Annotated in this window: 19 protein-coding genes; 8 read left to right on the top strand and 11 right to left on the bottom strand. The window is 43.9% G+C overall.

From position 1 onward, the window contains the following. A partial coding sequence (locus ACE1CM_RS34575) for an ATP-binding protein (RefSeq protein WP_374883420.1) occupies nt 1-2,336 on the top strand: 2,336 nt, incomplete at its 5' end. Nucleotides 2,337-2,579: 243 nt separating this feature from the next. On the opposite strand, the gene ACE1CM_RS34570 is transcribed toward ACE1CM_RS34575, so the two are convergent. Beyond that, complete coding sequence (locus ACE1CM_RS34570; RefSeq protein ID WP_374883419.1) at nt 2,580-3,410, bottom strand: hypothetical protein; 831 nt, start codon at nt 3,408-3,410, stop codon at nt 2,580-2,582. Between the two features lie 61 nt (nt 3,411-3,471). Here ACE1CM_RS34570 and ACE1CM_RS34565 point away from each other — a divergent pair, with 61 nt between their 5' ends. The 3 genes from ACE1CM_RS34565 (at nt 3,472) to ACE1CM_RS34555 (ending at nt 4,129) form a co-directional block, all read left to right on the top strand. Then, on the top strand, nt 3,472-3,663 hold the full coding sequence (locus ACE1CM_RS34565; protein WP_374883418.1) for a hypothetical protein: 192 nt from the start codon (nt 3,472-3,474) through the stop codon (nt 3,661-3,663). Nucleotides 3,664-3,786: 123 nt separating this feature from the next. Continuing rightward, entirely contained in the window at nt 3,787-3,999 is a 213-nt protein-coding gene (locus ACE1CM_RS34560; protein WP_374883416.1) for a hypothetical protein, read from the top strand. After that, a complete protein-coding gene (locus ACE1CM_RS34555; protein WP_374883414.1) occupies nt 3,980-4,129 on the top strand; it encodes a type II toxin-antitoxin system RelE/ParE family toxin in 150 nt (49 codons plus the stop codon). The genes ACE1CM_RS34560 and ACE1CM_RS34555 overlap by 20 nt, the downstream gene beginning before the upstream one ends. Before the next feature lie 292 nt (nt 4,130-4,421). Here ACE1CM_RS34555 and ACE1CM_RS34550 read toward each other — a convergent pair whose 3' ends face one another. The 6 genes from ACE1CM_RS34550 to purN form a co-directional block, all read right to left on the bottom strand. Further along, complete coding sequence (locus ACE1CM_RS34550; protein ID WP_374883413.1) at nt 4,422-5,030, bottom strand: DUF4276 family protein; 609 nt, start codon at nt 5,028-5,030, stop codon at nt 4,422-4,424. Next, nucleotides 5,027-6,178 carry an AAA family ATPase gene (locus tag ACE1CM_RS34545; RefSeq protein WP_374883412.1) on the bottom strand — a complete coding sequence of 384 codons (1,152 nt, stop codon included), beginning with the start codon at nt 6,176-6,178 and terminating at the stop codon, nt 5,027-5,029. Before ACE1CM_RS34545 ends, ACE1CM_RS34550 begins: the two co-directional genes overlap by 4 nt. Nucleotides 6,179-6,265: 87 nt before the next feature. Continuing rightward, nucleotides 6,266-7,549 carry a hypothetical protein gene (locus ACE1CM_RS34540; protein ID WP_374883411.1) on the bottom strand — a complete coding sequence of 428 codons (1,284 nt, stop codon included), beginning with the start codon at nt 7,547-7,549 and terminating at the stop codon, nt 6,266-6,268. A gap of 5 nt (nt 7,550-7,554) precedes the next feature. Beyond that, the gene (locus tag ACE1CM_RS34535) at nt 7,555-8,196 is read right to left on the bottom strand and encodes a response regulator (RefSeq protein ID WP_374883410.1); all 642 of its coding nucleotides are present in this window, start codon (nt 8,194-8,196) and stop codon (nt 7,555-7,557) included. A gap of 165 nt (nt 8,197-8,361) precedes the next feature. Further along, a complete protein-coding gene (locus tag ACE1CM_RS34530) occupies nt 8,362-11,859 on the bottom strand; it encodes a beta strand repeat-containing protein (protein ID WP_374883409.1) in 3,498 nt (1,165 codons plus the stop codon). Between the two features lie 390 nt (nt 11,860-12,249). Further along, nucleotides 12,250-12,957, bottom strand: a complete 708-nt coding sequence (purN, locus tag ACE1CM_RS34525; protein ID WP_374883408.1) for a phosphoribosylglycinamide formyltransferase — start codon at nt 12,955-12,957, stop codon at nt 12,250-12,252. On the opposite strand from purN, the gene ACE1CM_RS34520 reads away from it, so the two are divergent. Both ACE1CM_RS34520 and ACE1CM_RS34515 read left to right on the top strand, forming a co-directional pair. Further along, entirely contained in the window at nt 12,956-13,246 is a 291-nt protein-coding gene (locus ACE1CM_RS34520; RefSeq protein ID WP_374883407.1) for a hypothetical protein, read from the top strand. The two genes, purN and ACE1CM_RS34520, sit on opposite strands and share 2 nt — an antisense overlap. A gap of 16 nt (nt 13,247-13,262) precedes the next feature. Then, complete coding sequence (locus ACE1CM_RS34515; protein WP_374883405.1) at nt 13,263-13,712, top strand: DUF2358 domain-containing protein; 450 nt, start codon at nt 13,263-13,265, stop codon at nt 13,710-13,712. A gap of 51 nt (nt 13,713-13,763) precedes the next feature. Here ACE1CM_RS34515 and ACE1CM_RS34510 read toward each other — a convergent pair whose 3' ends face one another. Then, the gene (locus ACE1CM_RS34510; protein WP_374883404.1) at nt 13,764-15,140 is read right to left on the bottom strand and encodes a hypothetical protein; all 1,377 of its coding nucleotides are present in this window, start codon (nt 15,138-15,140) and stop codon (nt 13,764-13,766) included. A gap of 370 nt (nt 15,141-15,510) precedes the next feature. After that, complete coding sequence (locus tag ACE1CM_RS34505; RefSeq protein ID WP_374883403.1) at nt 15,511-16,971, bottom strand: hypothetical protein; 1,461 nt, start codon at nt 16,969-16,971, stop codon at nt 15,511-15,513. Nucleotides 16,972-17,131: 160 nt separating this feature from the next. Between ACE1CM_RS34505 and codA the strand changes: the two genes are divergently transcribed. Next, entirely contained in the window at nt 17,132-18,394 is a 1,263-nt protein-coding gene (gene codA / locus ACE1CM_RS34500; protein ID WP_374883402.1) for a cytosine deaminase, read from the top strand. 196 nt (nt 18,395-18,590) lie between these two features. Here the strand turns inward: codA and ACE1CM_RS34495 are convergent, their stop codons facing one another. Together ACE1CM_RS34495 and ACE1CM_RS34490 are read right to left on the bottom strand one after the other, a co-directional pair. Then, nucleotides 18,591-20,096: a protein kinase gene (locus ACE1CM_RS34495; protein ID WP_374883401.1), complete on the bottom strand. Its 1,506-nt coding sequence runs from the start codon at nt 20,094-20,096 to the stop codon at nt 18,591-18,593. A 126-nt stretch (nt 20,097-20,222) separates the two neighbouring features. Beyond that, complete coding sequence (locus tag ACE1CM_RS34490; protein ID WP_374883400.1) at nt 20,223-20,429, bottom strand: hypothetical protein; 207 nt, start codon at nt 20,427-20,429, stop codon at nt 20,223-20,225. On the opposite strand from ACE1CM_RS34490, the gene ACE1CM_RS34485 reads away from it, so the two are divergent. After that, a complete protein-coding gene (locus ACE1CM_RS34485; protein WP_374883399.1) occupies nt 20,418-21,698 on the top strand; it encodes a pentapeptide repeat-containing protein in 1,281 nt (426 codons plus the stop codon). The two genes, ACE1CM_RS34490 and ACE1CM_RS34485, sit on opposite strands and share 12 nt — an antisense overlap. The last annotated feature ends 236 nt before the right edge of the window (nt 21,699-21,934 follow it).

Here is a 21,934-nt window from a genome sequence, read left to right as displayed (position 1 = left end):
GTGATTTCCTACATGCCGGTCACAATATGAGTGGTTATTTTGATGATAATTTCTTTGGGGGAGTTGCTCTGGACGATTGGGCGCTAGAACTAGAAAATTACTGTGTTGTCTTAGGGAATATCAAGCAAGATTCTCCTCTGGCTTACCTGAAGATGAAACAACAGATGCTGCACAACTGGAGGGAAATTGTCGAGCGACCGGATTTATTAAGCGGCACTGCTTACAATGAAAAGTTGATGATTCCTAAGCACCATCAGGATAATGAGCTGAATGCCCTCGCTTTTGCTTATATTTACAAACTGATGCTTGCCTATGTCTTTAGCAACTACACCAATGCCCTAGAGTACATTGCCCAAGCTAATCTCTATATCATGGGAGTGGCAGGATTAATTCATACTCCGGTTTTCCATTTCTATGCCGGGTTAACCTACTTGGCACTCTTCTCTACCCAGTCAGAAATTGAACAAGCGAACACGCTCGCTCTGGTGGAAACCCATCAAAATACTCTGGCTAAGTGGGCGCACTATGCTCCCATGAATCACCAACATAAAATTGACTTAATAGAAGCAGAAAAATGCCTGGTTTTAGGCCATAATTATGAAGCAGGAGATTGGTACGATCGCGCCATTGCTCTTGCCAAGGAAAACCAATATATCCAAGAAGAAGCACTTGCTAACGAACTTGCTGCTAAATTCTATCTGGATTGGGGAAAAGAAAAAGTTGCAGCTGGATATATGCAAGAAGCATACTACTGCTATGCCCGATGGGGAGCCAAGGCGAAAGTTGCCGATTTAGAGCAACGCTATCCGCAACTACTAGGGGCTATTCTCCAACCAGCTAACTTTGCTATCAAATCATCGTCAACGATTGCGACTGGGAGCAAAAGTGTAACTAGCACCAGTAGTAATGAGAATTTATGGTTAGATTTTCCGGCGGTGATGAAAGCAGCACAAGCTATTTCACAGGAAATTGAATTAGAAAAACTGTTAGCAAGTTTGATGCAAATTGCCATGACCAATGCTGGCGCTACCAGTGGGTGTTTAATTATTTACCAACATGAACAATGGCGAGTAGTCGCTCAAGCTGGAGAAGCATCAATAAAAATGCTAGATATTCCGCTCGTTCGATATCAGGAAATTCCCCAAAGTTTGATTTACTCGGTAGCACGGAGTCAAGCGACAGCAGTTTTTGATCATCTCAGTTCATCTGGACAATTTGCAGGCGATCCCTATATCATCACCCATCAACCTAAATCGGTGCTTTGTACTCCCATTAGCAAACAGGGAAAAACCCTCGGCATTTTGTATTTAGAGAATAATGTGACAGTGGCAGCTTTTACTAGCGATCGCGTCGCAATTCTTCAACTCCTCACCAGCCAAGCCGCCATCTCCCTAGAAAATGCCCGTCTCTACCAAGAAATCGAAAACTATTCCCATACATTAGAAGCCGAAGTCGAGCGAAAAACTGAAGATTTAAGGCAAAAAGCTGTTGATTTAGAGCAAGCTTTGAAAAATTTACAACAAACCCAAGCACAATTAATTCAGAGTGAAAAAATGTCCGCCCTCGGTCAATTGGTAGCGGGGATAGCCCACGAGATTAACAATCCAGTGACTTTTATTCAGAGTAATCTTGAACCGACGGAGAATTATGTCAAAGATTTGCTGAGTTTGCTGGAACTTTATCAACAAGAATATCCTGAAACAAGTGCAGTAATCCAAGCAAAAATCCAAGAAATTGATCTAGAATTTATTTGGTCAGATTTAACTAAAATTCTGCAATCGATGCAAGTGGGAAGCGAACGGATCAAGCAAATTATCCTGAGTTTGCGGAATTTTTCCCGCTTGGATGAAGCCGAGATGAAAGCGGTAGATTTGCACAAGGGAATTGAAAGCACTTTACTAATTTTACAAAACCGCTTGCAAGGAACTGATAATCAACCCAAGGTAGAAGTGATTAAAGAGTATGGCAACCTGCCTCATGTCAACTGTTATGCTAGTGAGATGAATCAAGTATTTATGAGTATTATCAGTAATGCTCTTGATGCTCTCAAGGACGCCAATAAAACTACTAAAAATCCGCTGATTAGGATTCAGACTGAAGTGAGAGAAAAAGAGCGGGTAAGAATTGCGATCGCTGATAATGGTTGTGGGATTCCCCCTCAGATACGATCGCGTATATTCGAGCCATTTTTTACCACTAAACCAGTGGGGAGTGGTACGGGTTTAGGTTTATCTGTCAGCTATGCGATTATCAAAAAACATGGGGGTAAATTAACCTGTGATTCTACCGTCGGCAGCGGGACAAAATTCACGATCGAGATTCCCATTAACCATTGACGTAATCAGAAATAGTAAACTTTTGGTTTGGTGGATATTGGATTTGGCATATGCAATCGTCAGATATTGCAAAAGAGGCTAATAACGCAAGTTGCTAGTTATCTTTTTAGGGCTGCTAATGGCTGGTAGAACCGAAAAATATTCCCATCAGCAATTAGCAATTAGCGATTAGCAATGCGAGCAACCCACGATAGTTATAACTAGCAACTTGGGTTAATAGTAGAAATTCTCAAACCAGGATCTCTACAACAGGCGTGCGGCTGCCTCACGCAATCGATAGTTACAATCAGCAACGATTGGACTACCATGAGCGACAGAAATAACCTGCAAGTCAGGTATATCATCGGCTAATGCTTCTAACCACTGGCGATAGGCATTGCGATCGCTCATAAAAAACTGCCTACCCAAGCCAGTAATACCGAAAAATCCACTCGCTCCGATTGCACTTGCTCCTAACCATTGAAACAGAAATTTACCTTTGGGTAAGTTCTGCTCGAAATATGACTTGTTTAAGTTAAATAGAATGTCTGTAAACACTAATGCTTTTCCCGTCGGTAGTGGCAGTTCGTAAACGAGTTCTTGCGGACGAATACCAGCAGGTGCGTGACAAGTAATTCCGTATGCAGGTAAAATTTCCTCTGGGATTCCATCTACTGCCACCACTTGTTCTACATACGGTTTTGCTGCTGCTGGACAAACAACTAAAAGCTTCGGATAGCGCTGTTTATAGACACGAGCATCAAGTCTGTGGATGCGGTTAGGTACAATCAGGATGTTAGGCGTGCCTAAAGACTCCAGTTTTGCCATGCCCGGTTCATTTAAAGCGATCGCGCTGTGAATCAGTAGGCTACCGTCTGCTAATCTATAAAGTACCATTTCACGCAAAACCATAGTAGAACTAGGTAAAGTGCCGGTCACGTGCCAAAGATTTGCTGCGAGTTCTTCAATCGCACCATGAGGTGAAACATGAGAGAGCCACTCATCTTGAGTAGAAGTGCCTATAGGCTGAGGAGGTTTAATTGAGGAGAAGAAAGAATAAAATAGCTCAGAAGCATCTCTTTTTTCTTGATTCATATCGATCGCTGCCTTATTAGCTTCAACTCAATATTTAATAAATATATCTTTCTAGCGACTTTTGACAGCGATCGCCGGCTATATAGAAATTGCTTACCAACGCAACACCAGTGCTGCCATCCGGGATTTGAAACAACAACTAGGTGAATTACCCACCAATCGATCGACTGGCAAAAACTCAAAAATTTGTGGTGCGAACGCGAGTGCGTGGCTTTGGCATAACGCGAGTGCGTGGCTTTGGCATATCCCATGACAGTCCTGTAACAATTACCAACCCTATACAGCACATCAAATCTCTTGTTCCCATTTTGGGAGCGCGTTATCATAGGCGCTATGCGTATCTTGTCCTGCAAGACTTTATCTTACCGAGGGAAGTGTGGAAATTCAAGAACTTAAAGCGCTGATCAAAGAAAGTATGCGGGAAGTTTTGCGAGAGGAACGACTGATGCTCTGCAAAATCCTGATGCCCTATGTTGATGATGCAGAACAAGCCGAACTGGAAGCCGAGTTTGGTTCACCCGCTGATTACCAAGAAGACGAAGCTGTTGATATGACCGCGTGGGTGAAGCATGGCAATCAAGTTTCGTAAGCAGGCGATCAAATTTATCGAAAAGGCTGACCCTGACACACTCAACCGCATCCAAGAAAAGCTCAATCAACTGTTGGTTTCTGTCGAAGCACAAAGCGTGATTCCGTTTATGGAACGCGACATCAAATAAATGAAAGGCGACTGGGAAGGCTTCTATCGGCTCCGAATTGGCAAAGTTCGGCTGATTTTTACGGTGGATACAATCTCTGGTGATATTGAAGTATATTCCATTGGAAGTAGAGGCGATGTTTACAAAAAGGGCTGACCCTCTTACCCACTATCTCACTCACCCTAAAACGATCGTGTCCTTTTCAAGGCTAAAAGCTTTTCTCCAGAGGAGCAAGACACGGGAAAAATGAGTGCAAGCACCTGATTTCATAAAGTTTAGGCATAGTGATATTAGCAGTGGTGAAAGAAGGCCATCAAGGTATTATTTTATCTTCATCACACAGAGAAATAATTCGATTCACAAAAGCTTTTAGATCTGGACAAGCTTGAATCGCAATCATCAGATCGTTGTCCCTTAAAATCGCTTTTCCATCAATTGGCTTGTTATAGCTTCTTTTGCATTTTCCATCTTCAAAAATATCCTTAATCCAATAGGCAGGAGGTTTTTGGTGATTCACGGTTTCAGGAGAACCACTAGGAGCAGAACGGTTGTGTTTTGCTAAAGTTTGAATAGTTGTCCAGTATGGAAGCAACCATGCTTCAAAATCATGTAATGCTGTATGTCGATAAAATTTTGGGTTGTTTCCCACCCAATTCATCATTTTAGCTTTAGCGTCAGCCGCATCTTGAAAGTCATTTGTTCCCGTATAAACATCTGTAAGTGCGATTACAGCATCATAGCCATCATTATCTAAAAGATTTTCAACTACACGCTTGAGTTTCCCTTCCTTGGGAATGCGACCATCTTGCGGAATAAATTTAAGCTTTGGCATTTTTTGCTCTAAACGACTTTGCAGAAACTCACGCAGTTTCTCTCTAAATGCCACTTCGGTAGCGCCTTCAACCAAAATAGCAATTTTCATGGGCGACCACCCATGACATTCATTGCCCAAACTTGGTCAAGGCTGTAATCTTCTAACCATTTATCTAGGTTCAGGGTGTCAGCCCATGTCATTTTTGCCTCACCTTCTTCGATATCGCAAATCAAAACCTCCCGTGGTTCCAGAAATCTGATCAGTCGATCTGAGTGGGTTGCCACTATCAGCTGTGTGTGTTTTGAAGCTTCTCTCATTAAATATACTAAATGTCTTAAAAGTTCGGGATGTAAGCTAACTTCCGGTTCATCTATCAAAGTGATTGTTGTTAAACTTTGACTTTGCAGCAGAGTAACCAACCACAGGAAGCGCAGTGTTCCTTCTGATAACTCATGTACGTAGATAGGTTGAGAAAAATTTCTATCTTTCCAAGTCATGGAAATAGTTCCAGCGGCAACCGGAGGAAAGTTTAATCGCTCAAAATCTGGAAAGGCAGCAGATAGAATATTTTCTACCATTTCAAAGCGATCATCGCGATCTGTTTCCCGCAGGTCATAAAGACAGGAAACTAGGTCTTCACCACTTGCTCCAGGCAACTTTGCAGGGCGCATTGCTTGCGGTAGACGAATTGGGCTTTTCTCTGAAACATCGAGCGCCCCATAATATGTACAGGAAGCAAGGCTCTTTCTCAAATTTTCAGGTTCGCGATACATTTTAGGAACTTGAGAAAGTGATGTTTCAAGCGGGTTGTGATCCCAATTCGGCCTCAAAAGTTTGCGGTCTTCTTGACTAAAATATTTAATATCTAAACCATAAGATTCAATATACTTAAATGGTTCAGGGGCGCTGATATTGCTCTGCTGTGTTAAAGTTTCTTCGCTAATTTCATAAGATAAACCTTTAGGAGACAAAGTTAAACTATACTTTAAAGGCTGCCTCTCTGGTACTTTCATTGAAACTGCAATTTCCAGTTCCCGCGCTTTACCTCTCGTCAAAATTTCATTCAAGCCGCCTTTGAGTTGCAATATATTATGTAAATTCCCGCTTGCTGAAGCAGCTAGTACCGAAAGAACATCTAAAAAAGAAGTTTTTCCTGAGCCGTTTGCACCAATCATAACGATGAGATTTCTCATCTCTAGCTCAATATTTTGAATACGGCGAAATCCCTTTACTGATATATTTTCAAATCTATTCATACGGCTAACCGCCATCATTATTAATAGGTAAATTTGCCTAGACAGCCAAGTGTAGATCAACCTTTAGTATACCTTGCCTTGGCAGAATTACACTGACTCCACCGACCAAGAAAGTTCGCAAATCACCCCTCCCTTGGGTAAAGATTCTCGCCGAAACTGTCCGCCCAATCGTTTTGCCAAAACTTCACTCTGCTTTGTTCCCTGTTGTTCCTGTCCGGGTTTTAGTCCAACGCCATTGTCCTGCACTTTGAGGATATATTTCCCCTCTTGATGTTGTCCCGTTACTACAATTCGAGTCGTTCCAAGAGCGTGTTTCCCCACGTTGCACAAAGCTTCTTCTAACCACAAACACAAGTCTCGCTTCATTTCCAGAGTCAGGTTAGTTTGCTCAAGCGGTGCGAAATTTCGCACTTTGACTTTAATGGTTTTGAAGTAGGGTAAATTGCGCTTCAAAGTCAGGGCGTAAACTTCGTGCAATAGATTATGTAAAGGGCGGTTGAGATCGATACAAGTTCCTTCTCCCAGACGCAGAGTTTGTTCGGAAGTAGCCGTTTCTAGGGTGTTTGGATACACTTCATCGGTGAGACTGCGCCCGACTGCCCGAATCTCTGCATTCAGATCGTCTAAGCGTTGAAACAATTGTTGAGATGGAATTTTTTCTATTTGGACATCTCGCAGCAGGAGTGCTAGGGTTTGCAAGGGGCCATTATGAATTTGGGTAAAAGCTTGTTCGATTGCTTGCTGACGAATTGCCTGCCGCTCGACAATTTGGGCATAATATTGGAGGCGTTCGGTATATAAGCGATCGACCATATCCTGGAGACGGTTATAAAACAGAATGAGGACAATTTGTATCCCCATTGCTGGTCCAAGGGAGATGAATAAATCCAATCCGCGCGAGGTGAGTAATTCTGTCGGGTGCAAAATTAAATAGGTCAGAATTGGGGCAGCGATCGCAATCCATGTCACCATAGTTGCAATCAGCAATCGCTGGGGACGCAAGACGATCAGCATCACCATTGTCAACACGAACAAAGCTGATGTTAGGGGAGGCAAACTGCCTACGAGGGTAGTGTGCGATGATGCGGCTTGGATCGTAAATAACCAACTGGGAAGCACTACAAACATTACTGACCCCAGTAACCCCAGATTTATTACTGTTTGCAAGCTCTCCGGTTTTTTGTAGAGGCGAATCAGTAAAATAAAGGATGCGATCGCCAACAATGGAGGCGCAATCAAGTCAACGATATGAGGGTTGGGTTGCAGTCGATGCAGAAATGTGGCAATGGTGGCGCCCATTGTCGTCACACTCAAAATTGCCAGCGTGACTCGGCGCTTTAATATATTTTGAGGTTCTAGAACTTTAAACATAGCCTTCAATCAATTAATCCGGTTTCGCGGGCACGTATTTGGGTGATTGCCCGGATATTTTTACCCTCTTCAGGATAGATCTCCAGTACATCCTGAATTTTAGACCAATAGTGACGGATCGTTCTTTCTGATTTGTGCATTGCTTGAGCGATCGCTTTATCTTGAAGTCCCTCTTCAAATGCCAGTCGCAGCACTTCTAACCACTCTGGTTTCACTTCTAAATCGGTTTGCAAATCCTTTGTGTGCGTCAACCCTTGCATTGCCCACTCCAAGCGCGTCAGGAAGGTGTCTACTGGCAGACTTTTATCTGCGATGGTAAATCCTCCCTGATGATTGTCAATTTCGGGCATGATGCGAACTAATGCTTTGACGTTACTGCTTTGCACCATCAGGTTTAGGTGTGGATAATCGTGCATCAAGCACTTGAGCAAATTCAATCCATGTTCAATGTGTGCAGTCGTTCCGGATGTCTCTGGGATGGACAAATCTACGATCGCCAGGTCAGATATATTCTCTCTCACTTGCGTCAGGGCTTCTTGGACTGTTTGTGCCGAACGGATTTGTGCGTTTGGAAAGCGATCGCTAACCAAACTAATCGTTCCATTTAGCAGCAGGCGATGGTCATCAACAATCAGAATCTGTGTCATACTCGTTAGCGAATTACTCCTTTCGGTGCCCGAAGAATAGTATTATTGAACCGCGTTAGCGTTCGCTCAGCATTGCGGATGCGCTTAGGGATTCAAGGGTAGCGAATTAGACGCAAAGGACATGAAGGAAGAAGAAGGAAGAGAAAAGAAGAAGTAGATAATCTTCTAGGCGGATGGGAGTAACGTAAAATCCTGCTGGTTAATCAAGTTAGCTTGCACTCCATTGAGAATAGCTAATAGCTCGCCCGTTTGAGTTATGTTAATTAAAGTAGCGTTACTACCTTGGATAATACTCAACTGAGCGAAACTCAAATTACCGCCGATTTCTAACAAGTCTATCCCATCCTCAAAATCTCTAATTGTGTCTGTATCTTTACCAGGTAATAAAACAAACCTATCGCTACCAGTACCTCCTGCAAGAAGATCGTTACCCAAATCGCCAATCAGTCTATCATTATCAGCACCACCAGTCAGGGTGTCATTATCCTTGCCACCCATGAGGGTATCATTTCCCTCATCTCCGTTAAGTTTATCCTGTCCTTCATTGCCAAATAGTAAATCGTTACCCTCTCCGCCACAGATGCAATCTTGTTGACCATTACCACCAACGGGAATCGGGCTACCAATACCACCGAAGATAGTATCATTTCCTGTTGCCCCGCAAAGACTGTCATTACCTAAATCGCCAAACAGCAAGTCATTGCCAGCATTGCCAACAACGATGTCATCCTCCTTGCCACCGCGTACTGTATCGTTGCCGTCTTCGCCAAATAAGGTGTCGTTGCCTTGATTGCCATTGAGTAGGTCATCGCCGCTGCCGCCAAATAGCAAGTCTCGTCCTTGAACATCTGCCCCAAAAGCTTCGCCGTTGCCGCCAAATACTGTATCGTTACCCTTATCTCCTGCTAGGGTATCGTCGCCTTTATCGCCCCAAATTAGGTCATCATCTTGACCGCCACGCAGGAAGTCGTTACCTTGACCGCCTCTAGCATTATCGTTGCCTTGGTTACCGTTGAGGACATCGTTACCTGTATTGCCGTTGAGGAAATCATTGCCTTCATTGCCAAGGATGAAGTCGCGTTCGCTGCCACCAAAAGCGGTATCATTACCGGCATTACCGTAGAGATTATCGTTACCAGCACTACCAAATAGCCAGTCATCGCCATCCAAACCATTGATGGCTTCGCTAATATCATTGCCAATGAGAATATCGTTATTTGCAGTACCATCGATCGTGCTGCTGACTGTATTGGGTAAAACTGTTTCACCTGTCAGCTTGTCTAGATTGGGATAAACTATCTGCTTGCAGAAACAATCTTCTTCTATATCGTCATTGGTAATAATACCAGTGCTTTGTTTGGCAATTGAGTTGATAGTTGCATTAGTCGCACTGGTTAAGTTAACGGTAAAGGTTTCATCTGTTTCTAGGATGGTATCGCCCAGGACGTTAACAGTAATAGATTGGCTAGTTTCTTCTGGATTAAAGGTATTTGTACCGTCATTATCTATGTAATCGCTAAAAGCGATCGCACTACCGTTATCGGTGGTATAAGCGACGGTAACGGGAACTGTGGTGGGATTGGAAAGATTGACGGTGAAAGTGTATGCGTTCGCATCATTGTTTCCTTCAGGCTGAGCGATCGCAGCGGGAGTTATGCTAACGTTAACGCTATCGTTGTCGGTATTGGTGACGTTGATATCGACGGGATTGAGATTGTTGTAATTGCTGTCTGTGCTGGTAGCAGCGGCGGTGATGATTTGGTAAGCTTTGTCGCCATCAGCGATGCTATCATCAATTCCTGTAATCGTTACAGTTTGTGCTGTATTCCAATTACTAGCAGTAAAAGTCAGGGAAGATCGATCAATTGTTCCTTCCGCTGTATTACTACTACTTAAGTTAATCGTAACGTCGGCAGTAGGTTGAGTATCCAGTTTGACGGTAAAATTAGCTTGAGTACCGCTTTCATTCGTGCTTAAACTGGTTGGTGTCAGGGTAACTCCAGCCGTGTCATTGTCGATATTGGTAACGGTTACATTGTTGGGAGCGATCGCAGCATAAATCGGATCGCTACTAACAACGCTAGTTTGGATATTGTAAGTAATATCGCCATCATCAATATTATCATCAACACCTGTTACAGTAACAGTTTGTGCTTGATTCCAGTTATTGGCATTGAAGGTAATACTAGCAGGAACCGTGCCTTCTTGCGAATTATAACTGGCAAGATTAACTGTAACGTTACCAGTCGGTTGCGAAGTGAGAACAACTGTAAAGTTAGCAATACCTCCATTTTCACTGGTGTTACCGCTAATAGATGAAATGACAAGATCTGCGATATCGTTGTCGGTAATGTTTGCGGTGAGGGAATTAATCGTAATTCCGTTATAGTTGGCGTCGCTGCTGGTAGCTGTATGAGAAATAGTGCCGCTATGATTTCCTTCGGCAAGGTTATCGTTTGTCGCGGTAACTGTGACTGTTTGAGGAGTATTCCAATTAGCTGAAGTGAAGGTTAAGCTAGTTGGCGATGTTCCGGTTTGCGTACCGTTGTTGATGGCAATTGTCACATCAGAAGTTGGTTGAGATGTCAGGACAATTTCGTAACTATCTGTCCCGCCACCTTCGGTGATATTCGTGCTACCACCGGATAAGGTAATTGTGACTCCGGCGGTATCGTTGTCGGTAATTGTGCCAGTTACCTGGTTAGCAGTCGTGTCAATTTGAGCGTTGGTGGCGCTATTTAACCTGACGGTAAAAGTTTCGTTACTTTCGACAATTGCATCGCCTTTTGCTTGAACGGTGATGGTTTGCGTGAGGGAACCGCCTGCGGTAAAAATAATGCTATTGTCGTTGTCGATATAGTCGTTATTGGCAAGAGTTGCAGTTCCGTCATCGGTGCTGTAATTGACAGTAACGTTTTGAGTTATGGCGCGAGAAAGTGTGACGGTAAAAGTGTAGTCAGTTGTACCGCTATTGCCTTCATTTTGCGTTAAGGAAGCGGGTGTGAGACTGACGGTGGGGACAGTGAGGGAAAAGTCATCGATTGCCAATCCATGGTCAAATCCTGCATCGTTAACCTCTAACCAACGAATCCAAAGAGTATCGCCATTTGCCCAACTGGTATTAATTGTTCCACCCCTGCCACTAACCCTACCCGCCACGTTGCCATCTACAGTAACGCTGTTATTGTTTACAGGGGATGTCCAGTCAAAATTGCCACCCGGTGCTGTCCAGGAAACAGCACTAAAGCTACTGCCAAAGCCATATTGCAGTACCATGTTTTGTGGTGTTGTATTCGCAGCCCGCCACTGTTCGCCGTTAAAAGATATGCTGAGATTGGTGATAGTCGTGCCAGTATTGTTAGTGGCAGCAAAGGCGATCCAACCTGCGATCTCACCTCCTGCTGGATTACCGAAGTAAGCACCTCCCGAACCAACACCGCCCAAGGCGCGTTCTGTACTACCAATAGTTCCGTAACTATAAAAGTTTCCCGTATTTTCAGAACTATTATCTGTAAAGTAAGTTGTTAGAGCAGTGCCAGGGCTGGGCTGACTGAAAAGAAACCAACCGGGGAGGGTTGTATCGTTTGTCCAGGTAACATTCGTACCCGTATTGGCAAGGGTATCAAAGTTTTGAGAGTAGGAACCGTTAAAGCTTACTGGCACTGGGATACCTCTTTTTATAGTATATTTAATTACAATGCTAATTCTGTCCTACTTATGGGAGAACCCTAATAAATAGGTGAGTATAAATAAACTGAACAAGAGGCGGGCACCGACGCCCACCCCACAAGAGATCTAAAATTCTTGTGGGGTGGGCATTCTGCCCGCCCAGAGATCTAAAATTCTTGTGGGGTGGACATTGTAACAAGCAGATTGCTAGTCGGCTTCCCATTAGTGATATGATGTCCGCCTAATTACCCTGAATAAAAATCTCGACCCGTCACCGTGTCACCGTTCTCCCTTGTCATTCCTAACTAAGGGTATTTAACCGGACATGATATGAGTCGACTGTTTCGACCCATTGGCGCCGAATCTTTGCCGCGCTGCGATGGTCTATCGATGTGGTTCGCTGCTGACCTCTACCTGATGCTGACGTGCAGCAAGAGCGTTCGGCAAAGCAGTCGCTACGCGAATCGCTTCTACCATAATCTTATACTCCTGTACTTGTATCCGCGCGTGCAGGGTTTCTGGGGTGTCGTCGGGCAAAACTGGCACAGCAGCTTGGATGAGAATTGGGCCGCTGTCAACTTCTGGAACAACTAAGTGAACCGTACACCCAGTAATTTTTACACCTGCGGCAAGGGCTTGCTCTACTGCCCGGACGCCTTTAAAACTAGGTAATAAACTGGGGTGAATATTGATAATTCGGTTGGGGAAAGCATCAATAAAACCAGGAGTTATAATTCGCATCCAACCTGCTAAAATAACCCATTCAACATCATATTCCCGCAAGGTTTGGACGATTTTGGCGTCTAAGTCTTGGCGACGCTTAAAGTCTCGATGGTTGAGCAAGAAGGCGGGAACATTCCAGCGTTCGGCTCTTGCTGCGGCTTTGATGCCTGGATTATTGTAAATCAAAACTTGTATTTTAGCGTTTAACTGTCCGTCGGCGATCGCTTGTGCAATAGCCTCAAAGTTACTACCACTCCCAGAAGCCAGAATACCTAGTTTCACAGGTGCATCTTGTTGGGGAAGTTTGGCTGGAATGGTTGGAGAAACGAGGCTCAAGGTAGAATCATCTGATATTGGGGTCACAGTCATGGCAGATGGGAGGTTTGATTGCAGAGGGGTAAACTATATAGTAAGTCGTGGTCGGATTCAGATGCGATCGCTGCCTGGATCTTTTTATCTCCTGCTCTCATCCTACTTGGTATCTTCGTCCTCTGGCCCATCGCCTACCTGTTTTACCATTAGCGGCACTCGCTGGGTAGGTTTAAGAAATTATCTGCGCTTTGATTTTGGCTACGCCGCCGCAGCTGCAACGGTGTTGCTAGCTGTTACACTGGTGCTAGTTTACTTGCAACTGCTTCCTTGGGGCGAAGAAAGCTAAATGACGCTGGCATAATATGAGTTGTAGGACTGGTGCAATGGAAGAGCGATCGCAAATACAACAGATTATAGAAACGCTCAAAAATGATTTACCAACGCTTTTTGAGCAAGATATTTCTTATGATATTTATACGCCGGATATCTACTTTCAAGACCCGGTCAACAAGTTTAAATGGAAATTCAACTATCGGATTATTTTCTGGACGCTGCGATTTCACGCCCGGCTATTTTTTAGCGAAATTTACTTCGATCTGCACGATGTTGCTCGGAAAACTGAGGATACAATTATTGCCAATTGGACGGTGCGTGGTGTTTTGCGAGTTCCTGGGAAAGCTCGCATATTTTTTAATGGCTATTCTACGTATAAACTCAATGAAAATGGTTTTATCTACGAACATATCGATACTTGGGATCGGAAACCGGGAGAGATTTTAAAGCAATTTATCCGCAAGGGAGAGGATAGCTAATATTTAATGAACCCCAGAGGCGCCGAACCGGGAAGACAAGAGAAAGAGAGGTTAAGGAGAGTTTTTATTACGCTCGGCTTGCTGAGAAAAAATTCTCAATTCATCTGGAGCGCCGGTATTTAATTTGCTTTGATCCATATCGACTAAATTGTATTGCACGTTTTCAGTAAAAATTGTCAAAATAATTTTCGTGATTTCCAAGAATTTAATCACCCAATGGCATTCTTCTTGGGAATAATCTTCATAGTATCGAATTAAATTTGCCATACAAACTTCTAAATGAGTACGAGTCGGCGGGCAAATTAAAATCAGTTTGAGCAAAATAATTGCTAATGTTAAAGGATTTCCTTGAGAAGCTAAGGCAATAAACAAGGAAGAAGGTTCTCCATTTCTGGGGATAGTCAACCATTCTATCGTGCGATTGCAAGTTTTGAGCAGCAGCGGTTTATTTAATACCTCTTCGTCATATTCTTGATAAATGCCTTCTAGTTTTTCAGTTAGCTTTGTTCTCAGATTATCTACTAATCCTTGATTAGAGACAGAGAAAAACAAGTATTTTATTAAACTTTTTTTAAAGTATTTGTATTTAAGCCGGTGAGTTTGTTGGATAAAAATATTCGCTAAATTGCCATAGCTAAAAAAACTGCGTTTGGCTACAACTTTTTTGATTAATTCCAGTGCTTCATCGCCGAGAAATGTTGGATTTTGAGTTCTTTGAGCGTGAGGCGCATCAGGATGAGAATGTGCTGTGTACATAGCCAAATCCACCTTAAATTTATCTTGTAACTGCTGGGATAATACTTTAGCCGCTTGGCGCTGTTCTAGGGAGTTTTGAGAATTAGCATACTGAGAAGTTAACAAATAAGAAGTGTAGTGGTTCTTCCAGTGTTGTTTTTGTTGATAGTCGTATTTAGCAACAAATACTTTGATTTCTTGGTATTCTTGACTATTGATAAAATTATCTAGCCAAGTACTCAGATGATTGAGCGTTTGGGATTTTGTGCAACAATTAACGGGAGCATTACCAAGCAATTCAATCAGCTCCTGTGCTGGCTTGTATTCCCGGCGAAAAATCCAGTTGTTAAGAATAATATAAATAGTTCGCGTTAAAGTGTTTTTAAACTCTTCTTCATCGCGACAAATAATTATTTTATAAAACGCTTTTTGCGGTTCTGTCTGAACCACAACAAACTGGATAAATAAATTTTTAAATTCAGATAAAACTAAGTCGGGTGACGATTGCTTAACAAGATTTAGAAAAAACTGGCAGATTGTTTCCCTCTGTGGGGAGAGATCTGGTTGGGGATCGTTTGAATTTGGCAGCGATTCAGTATGATGAACAATGTTTGAGTCATCGCTGGGGAGTGGAGCTTTAATAGCTCTAAAGTGTCCAGTTGTAGCTTGAGGGAAAAAACCTTGAGATACCATCTCAGTGCCGGGAACTCTTACAGTTTAACTGTATAATTCCTCTCTACGAGATTTAGCGATCGCAGACCTCTGTTAAGGATGATTGTTACCACAATACCCCGTGAGGCGAGCTACAAGCTGAGGGTGACGCCAGTCACAGGTTAGTAGTTAGTAGTTTAAGATATCATTATGAAGCGCGATCGCCTAGTTCTTTGCAGCCCAGACAAGAGACCCAGTCACCGACTGCTAGCACAAATTGGCTAACCGGGATCAAAGGCAAGATTTCTCGGCTGGGGGTCGGTTAGATCTATTCCAAGTCTTATTATGGATATGGCAGAAAGAGCGATCGCGGATCTAGATCACAACGCGATCGCCAATTTATCACAGACACCTAGTTTAACTCGGCTGGATTTGCCTCCAACGACTCAAACAAGCGATTCAGACTCGCGACAAACTGCTCAATTTCTCCCTTTGTCATCTCCACCCATCCATCAAATCCCAAGATCGAGGTGACAGTCATCTCCATCACTGGGTAAAAATCCGCGAAGGTTTGCGATGACAGCCACAGTCGAACTTTTCCTTCTTGTGTAGGCTGTCCTGACATTGTAAACAAACATTGGGAGCGATTGCTAGACTTGGTCGCGATCAAATTATCGGCAGGTCCGAATACTAGATTAGTAGGCCAGGGATTCAAAGTCAGGTGGTGTTTCTCTGCTGCTTGCGTCACCATCTGAAATTCTGTGCCGATGCCGTGTGCCTCCGCCATTGCCATAATCGCTTCTATGCGTTTATTTTTAGTTCTTTGGGGTTGGATTTTCCCTCCGAAGGTAACGAGAGGAAATACTGGGGAGGATGGAGGCTGCTTGATTTGAAGTATTAGCTTTTGTAACTCGGACTGCTGCTGCTGGATCTGGGCGAGATTCTCCCACAGTTGGGGCAGTTTGGCAAGTTCGATGGTGAAGTTTGTTTGGGTCGAGTCGATTTGCGCGATCGCTTTGTTTAATGCCTGTATTTGTCGTTCTAGGGGTGTCGGATCGAACGCTGGGGGTACTGGTTCCTTGTCAGCAATCTGTTGTTGAACTACCGCCGCAAATTGCTTCACTGATTCTATTTGACCGGGTTCCATCCGCTGGTTAAACGCTTGTTTCAATGAGGAAAGTTCCCCTTGCAGTTGCTGTATTTGTTGTTTTAGGGATGAGTCAGCTATTTTTTGGTCAATTGCGGCTGTAGTTTGCTTTAATTCTGCGATTTGACTTGGTTCCTGCCGCTGGTTAAACGCTTCGTTCAACGACGAAAGGTTTGCTTGCAGTTGCTGTATTTCCTGCTTAACTTGCTTAAGTTCCTCTGGGTTAACCCTGGCAGCGGGTGTTTTTTCTGTATTGGTCAGTACAGTTTTCAGTTTCTGAATCTCTTGTTCTAGATAAGTGGGGTCAAAAGCTGGCTGCGCGGTAACATTCCCTGTGGATGAAATATTGCCAATTGCTACTTCTAAGGTATCGAATCGTTTTTGCAGCGCCGAGATTTCTGCTTGGAGCGGTTTAATATTAACAGGTTCAGCAGCGGGAGCCAGGGATTTTGCCGCATCTTTTACCGCCTGTAACTCTCCTGCTATTTTCTGGTCTGTTTCGGTGATGCGAGAGTTCATCTGAGATAAAAACGACAGCATATTCTGCTGCAAGTTCTGCTCAAACCTGCGGCGGTTGATTGTACTGATGGAGAGCGCTAAAGTCAAGGGAGCGGCTGCATAAATTAGCTGATTGGAAGCCACTGCCAATATCGACCCAATCACAGAACCCGCTACGGAGATAGTTTCTGTTACTTCCAACCCATTGCGCTCGCTGGTGTCATTCATGATAACTTCTATATCTGCTATGTCTATGAGACAAAATTTATCATATTCCCCGTCCCGTAGCAGTCCCAGAGTTTTATAGCAAAATTCCCTTAAACTTATCTATATTACCGCAATTTTCCGTCAGATTCAACAATTGTTGCACCTGCCTCAAGGAGTACCGATGTTACCAAAACCCTGGGATCTACTTCTGCGCCGTTGTCGCTTGCTCAATTCAACCGGGACTGAGTCGGAAGTTGACATTGCTATTGTAGACGGGAAGATTGCAGCCATTGCCCCCCATCTTACCTCACCCTGCCAACTAGAACTCGATATTCAAGGTAAGTTAGTGAGTCCGCCGTTTGTGGAGTCGCACATTCATTTAGATTCGGCTTTAACCGCAGGCGAACCGCGATGGAATCAAAGCGGAACTTTGTTTGAAGGAATTGAAATTTGGGGAGAACGCAAGCAAAGTTTAACCCTAGAAGATGTCAAAAACCGCGCCAAAGAAACTCTAAAGCAACAAGCCTCCCAAGGTGTATTATTTGTTCGCAGCCATGCCGATGTTAGCGAACCGAGTTTAACTGCATTGCAAGGCTTACTCGAAGTGCGAGAAGAGGTCAAAGATTGGATAAATTTACAAGTGGTGGCCTTTCCCCAAGATGGGATTTACAGCCAGCCAAAAAATGAGGAACTATTGGAAGAAGCGCTCAAATTGGGGGCGGATGTTGTGGGAGGAATTCCCCACTATGAATTTACGCGAGAAGATGGGGTGCGTTCGGTTCATCGCATCTTTGAATTAGCCGAAAAATATGATAAAATAATCGATATTCACTGCGATGAAATTGATGACGAACAGTCGCGATTTTTAGAAGTGGTAGCAGCTTGTGCTGTGCGTGAGGGAATCGGGGAAAAAGTTACAGCGAGTCACACAACTGCGTTTGGTTCTTATAACAATGCATATGCGCGAAAATTGATGGGATTGTTGGTGCGATCGCAAATTAATTTCATCGCCAATCCCCTGATTAATATTACCCTGCAAGCGCGCACCGATACTTATCCCAAACGTCGGGGAATTACCCGCGTAAAAGAACTTTGGCAAGCGGGATTAAATGTCAGTTTAGGACATGATTGCGTGCAAGATCCTTGGTACAGTTTGGGAACGGGAAATATGTTAGAAGTCGCCCATATGGCAGTTCACGTTTGCCAAATGACAGGAATGGCAGAAATTGATGCTTGTTTTGATATGGTAACGTGGCACGGCGCTAAAACTTTGCATTTGCAAGATAACTATGGAATTGCAATAGGAAAACCAGCCAATTTAATAGTTTTAGATGGTTCGAGTCGCTACGATGCAATTCGTCGCCGCGCTACGGTGCGTTATGTTATTTCCCAAGGCAAGTTACTTGCTTATACCGAACCATCCGTCACCCAATGGAAAGGGTAGTAAGTGGGTGTTTTCCCGATTCCCAATTAGCAATTAGCAATTAGCAATTACCAATTACGGTTTCTTAGTTGATCTCTGGTTCCCTTTCCCAAGGATTTTTCGGAGAAACCGGGTTTCTTAGTTGACGATTTTTCGGAGAAACCCGGTTTCTTTGCCTAAGATTCCCAATTAGCAATTAGCAATTAGCAATTAGCAATTACCGCGTAGTATTTGAATTAGCAGTAGTACCCATTTGAGAATTTTTGAGTTCTTGTTTTTTGCGGTATTCTGCAATTTTGATTTTGACGCAATCGTATTGCGGACTGCTGGGAGTAATCTGTTCCAAATATTTCAAAGCACTCGTAAAGTCGCCCTTATAGGCGTGGGCGTAGGCTTTTTTCCGCAGTAGGTAAACTTCTCTTTCGCTGAGGGGGAGTCCTTGGAAGAAACACAGATAAGGAATTCTACAAAGTTCTTCAGACCAACTCAGTAACTCCTCTTCTTTAATATTTGGTTTTACTAACTTTAATTCCTTTGGATCTGGTTCTAGAATATCGTGAATACCTGCTTCTATAAACACATAATTAGCAACAAGTGCCCCTAAGCTAAGGCTCAACATTATTAACACCGGAGGAATGCCCGGTATATGAATTTCTATGTCTGGGTCGAACTCTAGCGGTGGTAAGGGAATTGGCCATAAAGAAATGGGTAGATCGTCGGTAAATTCGGTAGGAGCAAATGAGGGTAAAATTAACTCTTTTGGTTCGGGTGTTTGCACCAGATTTAGAGTCGGTTGCAGCGAGGATATTTGTTTTACTTCTATGGGTTTCTCAAGGTTGACAGGCAGACTATGAAGCGCTTGCAAGACTTCGGTCGCATTTTGATAGCGGTCTTTATAATCGGGTTGCACCATTCGCGTAAGGATACCAGCTAACTCGTCGCTAACCAGGCGCTGCCAAGTTATATTTTCATCTATTTGTAATTGCGCTGGACGCAGTCCTGTTAGTGCTTGAACGCCAATAGTACCTAAAGCATAAATATCGCTGTTTATCCGAGGCTGAAATGCGAGTTGCTCTCCTGGAATATATCCGGATGGATTAAGATTTAATTTGACATCTGGCGCTGTATTTTGCACTTGTTGAACTGCACCGAAGTCAGTTAAAAATAGCTTTCCGTCTACGACACATTTAATTATGTTGCTGGGATTGATGTTACAATGGATGCTCCTATGAGCGTGAATAAATTCCAGAATGCCCAAAAGGTCTTTCAAAAATTTAACAACTTGAAATTCAGTCCAACGTTGACCGCAGCGAGTACTGGTTGGTAGTAGTTCACTCAGGGGTTGTCCTTCAATGAATTCTTGTACTAAGTAGAATCCTTGGTCGTTTTCAAACGTAGCTAATACCTGGGGAATTTGTTCGTGCTTTCCCAAATTAATCAGAATTTCTGCTTCCCCCAAAAATAGACGCTTTAGAGTTTCCAGGGTTTTGGGTTCATCGCTAACAGCTTTGACGTGTTTGATGACGCATTTGGGACTACCCGTTTGGCGAATGTCTTTGGCAAGGTAAGTCCGCCCCAGTACGCCAAAACTGAGTATTTCGAGTATGTAATAACGTCCACCTACTAATTTTCCAAAGATTGGGTGATTTGTTTGACCGTTCAACATAGATTTTGACCAATAAACCGGATAGTATTTCTTATATTTACCGTCGCGCGAGCGCATCTACCCAACGGCAGACAAATCTAGAAGACTAACTCTAGGCTAGCTGCGTTCGCGCAGCGTGCGGTCGGCATATCGCTTTTTAAGTTTACCTCTGCTCCAATTTTCTTCAGCAATCATTTTTCTGCTTCAGGAAGAAACTTGGGTCAGTTGTAGGTTGGGTGGAGTGCAGGGACACTCAACGCCAACCAGGGATAGCAATTTCAGGATGCGACAATAGTGTATGCCAAAATCGGTATTAACGGTTAGGGGTGCTTCCCATACACCACCCACTACCCACTCACTGTTGTCGCACTGCACAGATCCAGGTGCAAGGACAAACCTATGAGCAACCATTCAGATTTTTCCAGCCACGGCTATCAAATTATCCGAGAATTGGGACGCAATCGGGAAGCGGGGCGGATTACCTACTTGGCGAAGAGATCCCCCCTAGCCCCCCTTGACAAGGGGGGGACAAGAGGGGGGGATCTTGATCGGGGAGGGACAGGAGGGGATGTTCTTGATCGGGGAGGGACAGGAGGGGATGTTCTTGTTGTAATTAAAGAGTTTCGGTTTGCAATGGGGGGTGCGGATTGGTCGGGTTTTAAAGCTTATCAACGGGAGATAGAACTGCTGCAACAATTAAATCATCCCCGCATTCCCCCCTATCTAGATTCGTTTGAAACTGCATCGGGCTTTTGTCTGGTGCAGGAATATAAAAATGCCCCATCTTTAGCAGAACGACGCAGCTTTACTCCGGAAGAAATTAAGCAAATTGCTGTGTCGGTTTTAGAAATTTTGGTTGACTTGCAAAAGCGGACTCCTCCGGTTATTCATCGGGATATCAAACCAGAGAATATTTTGGTGGACAAGCAATTAAATGCCTACCTAATTGATTTTGGTTTTGCCCGCATTCGGGGTGGGGAAATGGCGCTTAGCAGTGTGGCGGCGGGGACAGTGGGTTTTATGCCGCCGCCGGAAGAACAGTTTGGTCGTTCGCTGACGGAAGCGTCGGATTTGTATAGTTTGGGATCAACGTTGATTTGTTTGGTGACTGGTACTCGTTCTGTTGAGATTGGGAAATTAATTGATGATAACTATCGCTTTGAATTCAAGAAATTAGTTCCTAAAATCAATCCGCGTTTTGCGGAATGGTTGACCAAAATGGTGGAACCCAATCTGAAAAATCGCTATGCCGATGCGGCTGTTGCTTTGGCAGTATTGAAGCCGATTCATGTTGTCGGTAATGCCAGTTGGCTAGAAACTCTAGGTCGTGCAATAAAACTCAGGAGAAAAGTTCCCGTATTAGGGCTAGCTACTCTTGGTGTTTTCGCTGTCATTGGCACGAATTTGACGATTTTCAGGAGTGAAAATGTTGTCCAGAAGTTGCTGGAAACAAAGAGGTACGTAAGCTGTAATCTGTGGCGTGCCAACCTGCCGGGTGCCTACCTGGGGGGTGCCTACCTGGTGGGTGCCTACCTGGGGGGTGCCTACCTGGGGGGTGCCTACCTGGGGGGTGCCTACCTGGGGGGTGCCTACCTGGGGGGTGCCGACATGGAAGATGCCGACCTGGTGGGTGCAAAGCTGAAGGGCGCAATCATGCCTGATGGCACAAAACATCCGTAGATGCAGCGAACAGCAAAGGCGATATTCCCGCTGCTATTCGGCACAGTTTGAAAAATATTAATTGGGAATTACAGCACAATTTTTGCAATTCAAATTTCTTCTGGATTGGGCATCTTGCCCGCGCTTAAAATTCAATGGCAATATTTGCAAAGATGGGCTGGTAACTTGACCCCCCAGAAACCCGGTTTCTCAAAGAAACCGGGTTTCTTTTGATGCGATCGCTCTATCTCATAACA

The sequence above is a fragment of the Microseira sp. BLCC-F43 genome (assembly GCF_041929235.1).
Taxonomy (GTDB): Bacteria; Cyanobacteriota; Cyanobacteriia; order Cyanobacteriales; family Aerosakkonemataceae; genus Microseira.
Note: the sequence above shows the minus strand (reverse complement) of the source record. Positions and strands in the feature narration are given on the sequence as shown.